This window comes from Dapis brunnea BLCC-M229 (genome assembly GCF_050015995.1).
Classification (GTDB): domain Bacteria; phylum Cyanobacteriota; class Cyanobacteriia; order Cyanobacteriales; family Microcoleaceae; genus Trichodesmium.
On the sequence record NZ_JBNHEP010000248.1, the window covers coordinates 27,861 to 35,171 of the forward strand.

The 7,311-nt window shown below is 38.2% G+C and carries 5 protein-coding genes; 2 read left to right on the forward strand and 3 right to left on the reverse strand.

Annotated elements, in window-relative coordinates; all coding sequences use genetic code 11:
- Positions 1 to 62: 62 nt before the first annotated feature.
- On the reverse strand, positions 63 to 635 hold the full coding sequence (locus tag ACP6PM_RS28270) for a hypothetical protein (protein ID WP_426590223.1): 573 nt from the start codon (positions 633 to 635) through the stop codon (positions 63 to 65).
- 830 nt (positions 636 to 1,465) lie between these two features.
- Between ACP6PM_RS28270 and glgB the strand changes: the two genes are divergently transcribed.
- Together glgB and ACP6PM_RS28280 are read left to right on the forward strand one after the other, a co-directional pair.
- Complete coding sequence (gene glgB, locus ACP6PM_RS28275; RefSeq protein ID WP_426590257.1) at positions 1,466 to 3,796, forward strand: 1,4-alpha-glucan branching enzyme; 2,331 nt, start codon at positions 1,466 to 1,468, stop codon at positions 3,794 to 3,796.
- 311 nt (positions 3,797 to 4,107) lie between these two features.
- Positions 4,108 to 4,743, forward strand: a complete 636-nt coding sequence (locus tag ACP6PM_RS28280) for a matrixin family metalloprotease (protein WP_426590224.1) — start codon at positions 4,108 to 4,110, stop codon at positions 4,741 to 4,743.
- A gap of 325 nt (positions 4,744 to 5,068) precedes the next feature.
- Here the strand turns inward: ACP6PM_RS28280 and ACP6PM_RS28285 are convergent, their stop codons facing one another.
- Positions 5,069 to 5,431, reverse strand: a complete 363-nt coding sequence (locus ACP6PM_RS28285) for a Lin0512 family protein (protein ID WP_426590225.1) — start codon at positions 5,429 to 5,431, stop codon at positions 5,069 to 5,071.
- Positions 5,432 to 5,647: 216 nt separating this feature from the next.
- The coding region (locus ACP6PM_RS28290; protein ID WP_426590226.1) for a calcium-binding protein at positions 5,648 to 7,311 on the reverse strand (1,664 nt) is incomplete at its 5' end.

Consider the following 7,311-nt stretch of genomic DNA (forward strand, 5'->3'; position numbering starts at 1 on the left):
TTTTAACTTTTAACTTTGATTAATTCTTACTTTTGAATTTTGAATTTTGAATTTTAACTTTTTCAATATCCCACTGGTGTTTTGAAGAGATATTTATGACCTGAACTAGATTCTAGATAAGGTTGAGGAGGATTAGGAGCAGGACGTGGAGGTGCTGGTTCTAAAAATATTCTCTTGACAGAATCTCGTGAAGTTAAACCACTGTCAGAAGTTGATGCTTGTTCAGCTATATGATTTTTTAAGAGTTCATTAGCAACACTTATCTGCTGTTCTTTTTGTCTAAGTTTTTGTAATTGTTGATATTCTGTTGTCCATTTAGACTGGCCATAAATTGTTAAGCCATAAAAGGCCACACTCGCACTTGCTAATAATACCGCGACAATGGATGAAGTGAATTGCGTCGCTATCAAAGATTTTAACCACAGAGGTTTGGACTGGGGTAGGGATATGACTTGATCCTGGTTCTGTGCTTGAATTGTTTGTAAGTCTGTACCCTCTTGAGAGGTATAGTTACCATCAGATAAATTTTTTTCTGTTGGTTTCTGTCGGCGAGTTGATTTTTTTGAGATGACAGAAAAATTATTTTTTGTGGACTTATTGCTTGAGGTTGGAAATGTACTTCTAACTGCGACCATATAGTTTACCTAATACTCACATCTATAATAATTACAAAATACAATAGTATTTACTCTGGAGTAAATGTTTTAACTTCTTGCTCAAATTAAAATTAAAATTTTTAATATCTATTAGCTTCTCAACTATTTGATTGATAGTTTTACTTCTATTCACTACCTTCTTATTTCTGTCAAAAATTTTATTATTATATCAGATAATTTTAATTCCTGGTCAAAAATTTTGAGGATCAAACTATTAAATCGTCATACTAATATAGCAGTTTAGTTATTATTTAATTGATAACAATCTATTGAGGATTGCTAAGTAGCTATGCCAAGTTAATTACACATCTTGTCTATCTCCTCTTGTATGAGTACCTGCCTCAACTAGGAAATTTATTTTGCATGACTACTTATAACAGTTTTTATTTAGGAAGACTACAGCAGGAATTACATGGAACGTCCCGACAAGGATTGTAGTTCTTACAAGTGTGTTCTATCTTTCTGAAAACTGGTAGTTATAGTATATGTAAGAACTTTTGAATTCGTACTTAAGGAAGCAGAATAGAGAAAGAAATGATAACTTTTAAGACGAAAATGATATAATGTCTATTCTTTGTTACTGACTCCTGACTCCTGACTCCTGACTCCTGACTCCTATGATCCTCTAGAGCTACATATTTGTATACTTATGCTAATTGTATGAAACGAAACACTTTGTTTCATAACTATTAATCGTTTCAAAAGCACTTGTCATGGTAAAAAGGTGACAGTCGGGCATCATCGACTAGCATAACTTCCCCATATTGTGGCATTCTTAATAAATTGTTAACAAAAATATATTGACAAAAATGACAATTTCTGTGGATCAAGTCAACCAAATAGTTTGGAATCATCATCACGACCCCTTTGAAGTCCTCGGTGCCCATCAGATAGAACAAGATGGCAAAACTGTGACAGTAATCCGAGCTTACCAACCAAATGCTGAAGCTGTCTCAGTCATCTCACCAATAGACCGCGAAGAATACCCTATGCAGTCAGTCCATAACCCTCATTTCTTTGAATGTGTTATTGACACCCCGGAACTGGCCAACTATCAACTTAAAATTAAAGAAGGAGAACACGAACGAGTCATCTACGACTCCTACGCTTTCCGCTCTCCGAAACTCACAGACTTCGACCTTCAACTCTTTGGAGAAGGAAACCATCACCGCATCTACGAAAAACTAGGGGCACATATCACTGAAGTTAACGGAATCAAAGGAGTCTACTTTGCTGTTTGGGCACCCAATGCTCGTAATGTTTCAATTTTAGGAGACTTCAACCATTGGGATGGTCGTAAACACCAAATGCGGAAAGGACACACAGGAGTTTGGGAACTATTTATTCCCGATATTGGCCCTGGAGAACACTATAAGTATGAGGTCAAAAACTGGGAAGGACACATCTATGAAAAAAGCGACCCCTATGGATATCAACAGGAAGTAAGACCCAAAACAGCTTCCATTGTTGTAGATCTAGACTCCTATACTTGGAACGACCAAGAATGGATGGAGAAACGTCGCCATACCGACCCTCTCACTCAACCTATTTCTGTCTATGAATGCCACCTTGGTTCTTGGATTCATGCTGCTTCTGCTGAACCAGCTAAACTACCAAATGGGGAAACTGAGCGTGTAGTTCAAGTATCCGAACTCAAACCAGATGCTCGTTTTCTTACCTACCGAGAATTAGCAGATCGTCTGGTTTCCTACGTTAAAGATTTGGGCTATACTCACATTGAAATGTTACCTGTGGCAGAACATCCTTTTGATGGTTCTTGGGGTTATCAGGTTACAGGATTTTTTGCCCCTACCTCTCGCTACGGTAATGCCGAAGATTTCATGTACTTTGTGGATAAATGCCATGAAAATGGTATAGGCGTAATTGTAGACTGGGTACCGGGACATTTTCCCAAAGATGGACATGGTTTGGCTTTCTTTGATGGTACTCACCTCTATGAACATCCAGACCCCCGCAAAGGCGAACACAAGCAATGGGGTACTTTAGTATTTGACTATGGTCGTAATGAAGTTCGTAACTTCCTAATTGCAAATGCACTTTTCTGGTTTGAAAAGTATCACATTGATGGTTTCAGGGTAGATGCGGTTGCTTCTATGGTTTACCACAACTATATGAGACCTGATGGTGAATGGGTTGCTAATAAATATGGAGGTGTAGAGTATATCGAAGCTGCTGATTTCCTCCGTCAAGTTAATCACTTGATTTTTGGTTATTATCCAGGCGTTCTTTGTATTGCAGAAGAATCTACTGCCTGGCCAATGGTAACTTGGCCTACTTATGTTGGTGGTTTGGGTTTCAACTTCAAGTGGAACATGGGTTGGATGCACGATATGCTTGACTATTTTGAAATGGACCCTTGGTTCCGACAGTTCCACCAGAATAATGTTACTTTCAGTATTTGGTATCACCACAGTGAGAACTATATGTTAGCTCTGTCTCACGATGAAGTGGTACATTGCAAGAGCAATATGTTGGGTAAGATGCCTGGGGATGAATGGCAGAAGTTTGCTAATGTCCGGGCGTTGTTTGCATATATGTTTACTCACCCTGGTAAGAAAACTATGTTTATGGGGATGGAGTTTCCTCAGTGGGGTGAATGGGATGTTTGGGGCGATTTAGAATGGCATTTGCTCCAACATGATGCTCACCAAGGGATGAAGCGATTTTTCCGGGATGTGAATCAACTCTATCGTTCTGAACCTGCTTTGTATGAACAAGATTGTAACGAGGAAGGATTCCAGTGGATAGATTGTAGTGATAATAATCATAGTGTGGTGTCATTTATTCGTCGCGCTAAAGATGGGAAAGAGTTTGTGGTAGCGGTTTGTAATTTTACTCCTCAACCCCATAGTCATTATCGTATCGGTGTACCTGAACCAGGGTTCTATACTGAAATATTTAATAGTGATGCTGGTAATTATGGTGGCAGCAATATGGGTAACTTGGGTGGTAAGTGGACTGATGATTGGTATTTCCATAATTATCAACAGTCTTTGGATTTATGTTTGCCTCCTTTGGGTATTTTGGTGTTTAAGTTAGACAAGGAGAAAACTCTGGCAATGATGCAGGAATCTGAGGATGTTGAAACTGTGGAAACTGAAACTGTTTCTGAAGAATAAATTCTCTCAATAAAAACCAAGGCAAAATTGAGAAGGTTGGTAGTTGAATTTTTAATTAATACTGCCAACCTTTGTTTATAGGAATGTAAGCATTTAGCTGTTAGCCGATCTATCAGCTATGAGTATTAAGTTATAATTAAACCTTGTAGTAGGGCTTTAGCCCTATCTATACTTAGGGCTAAAGCCCTACTACAAACCAAAACTTTTCGCGTTTAATGTTTATTAGCAAAATAGTATCGGTTTATTTGCGGTTCTTTTTTTTCGGTTTTGCTATTTGGATGGTAGCTTTCTATTTTTTGTTTTCAACTCCTATGACTGCAGTTTCTCCTCAAGATTTACCTGCTCTGAAATCTTATCCTCTACCAGAAACTTTGGCGCAATGGCAAGACCCCAGTAATAGTGGTGATTATTTTAATCAAATTGAAGTTCAGGATGTAGGTTATCTAATTTGGTCGCAGTTTCCTATTAAGGTTTATGTTGAATCTTCTGATCGCGATGAGTCTCGGTCTCGTCAATGGGTTAAGAGCGTGGTAGATGCTATTTGGGAATGGAATATTTATTTACCTTTGCAAGTGGTAGATAACCCAGAAGTTGCTGATATTAAAATTTTTAAGAAGCGACCTCCCTTGACACCAGGAAAATTAAGGGCGCGTTCGGCAGAAACTCGCTATCAGTTAGATCGAGATGAGAATGGTGTTTTATCTCATAATTTTGTAATTTGGTTGAGTCCTATGCAAGTAGGTAAATACTTGCCTGCTGCTGCTCGTCACGAGTTTGGTCATGCTTTGGGTATTTGGGGTCATAGTCCTGAGAAAACTGATGTTATGTATTATTCTCAGGTGGCAGAACCTCCTCCTATTTCATCTAGGGATGTTAATACTCTGAAAAAGATTTATCTACAAACAACTAGAATAGGTTCCAAGTTTCCTTTTTCCTCAGATAACTAATACTACCGGAAATATAATCATATAAGTATTTTTTGTCAACAGCCAAAACAATTACATTATAGCAGAAAGTGATATTTTCTGTCTTCAGAAAAATATCAATATTTGTTGATATGTACCTATCTTTATCTAATCTTTACAATTTGACCTTGTTATTTAAAGATTTGGTAAAGATAGGTAAAATTTATTGTTTTTTTGTCAAAAACAATTAATAATAGTAATTGTGAATTTCAACTAAGTTATAGCAACCTCAACTAACTAGTTTATATATCTGCTATGTGTTTTGCAGTCAACCATAGCAGATTTTTATTTTGATCGTATCCTATATTTATTGAGAGACAAATACAGTAACTGCGGCCACCGCAATTAACATCTCATCATTTTTATCTTCCAACTCAGCGATAGCTCGACCCTGCACCACCATCCCCCCATCTTCGACACTTATACTTTTCTGGCCAAAAGGCAATACAGCTAAAACCTCTTCTACCCGTACCTGTTCCGGGTAAGGTACAGCCACCTGTACTTCTACAATCATTTCATTGGGATGACTTAAACCTGCTACTTCCCAAACACCAGGCAAAGCATTATGGGCGATGGCATTTCTGACAGCTCTAGCTGCAGCAACTGTTGGCTCCTGACCATGTTGGTCTACACCCATTCCCATTTCAATAATTAAACGTTTTCTGGTCATAAACACCCTAAATTAACTACAGTTTCTTCATAATCAGGACTTACGCAGAGCCACCATATCTAGTAGGGGTTAACGGCAGTTAACCCCTACATATTGTGTATAATTTAATATGCATGACTTTAGTCCTGATAATAATAGAATCACCAGGAATTTCCCAGTGATTCTATTATCTCATTGAGGTTTAAGAATAACCTATTATTTTTTGTTCCTTATTTTTTAACGTAGGAAGAAATCATCAGCACTAATTTGTGCATTATTAGTTAAGGTAGCAAAATTAGCACCCGTACCTAAACCAGCAGCACTACCATTAGCATTATAGAACAAGTTACCATTTGCACTGTTGTAGACAATAAACGCATTAGAAGTTTCTGCCGCTGCATTAGTGGTAACTACTGCAAATTCTGTTGCAACACTGAAACCATCACCTTGAATACTGGTAAGAGCAGCAAAAGTTGTTTTATCCAACAGAATAATATCTTGATCTACAACAAAATCAGTAATTTCGTCTGTACCCACATCTGCTTGAGTAAACTCTTCATTGGTATTGAAAATAAAGCGGTCAATACTTGCTCCACCAGTTAGTACGTCGTTACCTGCACCACCATTGATGCGATCGCGACCGATGCCACCACGGAGGGTATCATCACCATCACCACCAAGGATTATATCAAACCCAGGACGACCGATCAAGAGATCGTCACCAGCACCTCCCAGGATAAAGTCGTTACCAAAACCACCGTTGAGAGTGTCTTCTCCATCACCACCATTCAGGCGATCGTTACCACCGTTACCTGTAATCAGATCGTCATCATCACCACCACGGAGGGTATCATTACCACCAAGACCTTGTATGGTATCATCCCCTCCCAAACCATTGAGGATATCTTGACGTTGAGTGCCAACAATGAAGTCGTCCGTATCACCTGCTGCGATACCAACAAAAGTAAAGTTACTCACATCTAGGTTAATTTCGGCATCAAAGGTGGCGACTATTTCTAAAGTGTTTCCTTGGAAGAAAGTCAGCACAGTTTCATTGTCTGCATTAACGTAAGTAGCAAATACACCACTATTGTTAACATTAAGTTCCTGTAAACGTGCTTCTATTTCTGTTAGAGAAGTAAATTCTTGAGTTAATTGAATCAGACCTACGTTACTAGAAACACTTGTACTTGACTCGTTTACAGTCACCTGAATGAAGCTACTGTTTTGGAAATTTCCAAATATTCCTCTTTGAAACTGAAGTACATTTGTCTCTATATCAAAGTTAGTGATAGTGCTAGTTTCTACCACTGAACCAAATAAAATAGTACCAACTAAATTAGCATCAATTTGTGTTCCTGCAGTTGCGGTGGTTACTTCAGTAAAGTTAAAGTTACTCTGAGTTAGCTCTACTTGAGATGTAAACCGACTAACAATTTCTACTTGAGTGCTACTTTCTGCAAATGCTAGTACGCTACGACCTTGCTGGTTAGTATATTGAACAAATACTGGGTTGCTTACTTCTAAACTAGCTAGGAATACTTGTAGTTGTTGTATTGAGTTAATCTGTTGTTCAATAACCAGTAAAGTTTGGCCCTGGATATCAGCATTGGTGGTTGACTGAGTGACAACTGTACTGCTGAAGTTTGTATTAGTTATACCACCAAACTGTAATGAATTGAATGATAATGAGTCTGACTCACTAAAGCCAACAACAGTAGCACCAGCTTCCTCTATGGAATTGAACTGAATTACGGTTTCAACTTCACTGTTGACTACAATTGTTGTATCTGAGTTACTGATGACAATATTGACATCTGGGGTATCATCCTCGTCGTCCTCATCATCCTCATCATCCTCATCATCCTCATCATCCTCATCATCCTCATCATCCTCATCAT

Bases quoted from the DNA above. Each gene is read 5' to 3' on its own strand.
- ACP6PM_RS28270 (WP_426590223.1), bottom strand. From the start codon at position 635: ATGGTCGCAGTTAGAAGTACATTTCCAACCTCAAGCAATAAGTCCACA.
- glgB (WP_426590257.1), top strand. From the start codon at position 1,466: ATGACAATTTCTGTGGATCAAGTCAACCAAATAGTTTGGAATCATCAT.
- ACP6PM_RS28280 (WP_426590224.1), top strand. From the start codon at position 4,108: ATGACTGCAGTTTCTCCTCAAGATTTACCTGCTCTGAAATCTTATCCT.
- ACP6PM_RS28285 (WP_426590225.1), bottom strand. From the start codon at position 5,431: ATGACCAGAAAACGTTTAATTATTGAAATGGGAATGGGTGTAGACCAA.